Annotated in this window: 1 protein-coding gene; it reads left to right on the forward strand. The window is 72.7% G+C overall.

All coding sequences use genetic code 11. From position 1 onward, the window contains the following. Positions 1-1,624, forward strand: a 1,624-nt coding sequence (locus tag ACIBAE_RS29620; protein ID WP_399291479.1) for a condensation domain-containing protein, incomplete at both ends; no start/stop codon positions are given.

Here is a 1,624-nt window from a genome sequence, read left to right on the forward strand (position 1 = left end):
CCGCACCCCTCACCATCGACGACAACTTCTTCGACCACGGCGGCCACTCCCTCCTCGCCGCCCGCCTCGCCAGCCGCATCCGCACCACCCTCGACACCGACCTCACCATCCGCGACATCTTCCTCAACCCCACCCCCGCCGCCCTCGCCGAGCTGATGTCCACCGCCGGGCCGTCGGCGGCGCGTCCGGCGCTGATCGCCGCCGAACACCGGCCGGAGCGGCTCCCCCTCTCCTTCGCACAGCGTCGCCTGTGGCTGATCGCCGATCTGGAGGAGCGGGGCACGGCGTACAACGTGCCGCTGTCGGTGCGACTGGAGGGCGATCTCGACACCGACGCCCTGCGCGCGGCCTTCCAGGACCTGATGGGACGTCACGAGCCCTTGCGCACGGTCTTCGTACCGGTCGAGGGAGAGGCGTACCAGAAGGTGCTCGCCCCGGAGGACGCCCCCGTGGCCTTCGAACGCAGGCGGATCACGGCGGCCGAGCTGGACGCCGGGCTCAGGCAGGCCGCCGGGTACGCGTTCGATCTGAGCGCCGAGCCGCCGCTGCGGGTGACGCTCTTCGACACGGGCGACGGGGGCCAGGTCCTGCTCGTACTGCTGCACCACATCGCGACCGACGGGCAGTCGCAGCGGCCGCTGTTCGGGGACCTCGCCGAGGCGTACGCCGCCCGGCGCGAGGGCCACGCGCCGGCCTGGACCGCACCCGCCGTCCAGTACGCCGACCACGCGCTCTGGCAGCGGCGAACGCTCGGCGACGCGGCCGATCCCGACAGTGTGCTCGCCGCCGAGCTGGCGCACTGGCGTACCGCGCTGGCCGGTCTGCCGGAGGAGCTCGGCCTGACCCTCGACCGTCCCCGCCCGGCGGTGGCGGGGCAGCGCGGAGGCGCGGTCCTGGTCGACTTCGGCAGCGAGTTGTACGAGCGTACGGTGGCCCTGGCGCGGGCCGAGCGGTGCACCCCGTTCATGGTGCTGCACGCCGCGCTCGCCGCGACACTCACCCGGCTGGGCGCGGGAGAGGACATCCCCATCGGGTCGCCGGTGGCCGGGCGGTCCGACGACGCGGTGTCCCCGCTGGTGGGCTTCTTCGTCAATACGCTGGTGCTGCGCTCCGACACCTCGGGCAATCCGTCCTTCCGCGAGCTGCTCGCCCGGGTGCGCGCCACCGACCTGGACGCCTTCGCCCACCAGGAGGCGCCCTTCGATCTGGTCCTGGAGGCGGTGAACCCCGAGCGCTCGCTCTCCCGGCACCCGCTGTTCCAGGTCTGCCTCGCACTGGAGAACGGCCCTGATCCCGAGCTGCGGCTGCGCGGACTGGGCGCCGCGCGGGTGGGGATCGTCGACACCGGCTCCGCCAAGTTCGACCTGGAGTTCCTGCTGCGCGGCGACGAGTCCGGCGGACTGACGGGGGCGGTGCTCTACAGTTCCGACATCTTCGACCACGCGACGGCCGAGCGCATGGTGGCGGCCTTCCGCCGGCTGCTGGAACAGGTGGTGGCCGACCCGGCTCTGGCCGTGCGTGAGGTGGATTTGCTGGACGCGGCCGAGCGGGAGCTGGTCCTGCGGACGTGGAACGACACGAGTGTGGAGATCCCGGAGCGCTCACTCGGTGACCTCTTCGAGGA

Source organism: Streptomyces sp. NPDC051569 (assembly GCF_044454085.1).
Taxonomy (GTDB): domain Bacteria; phylum Actinomycetota; class Actinomycetes; order Streptomycetales; family Streptomycetaceae; genus Streptomyces.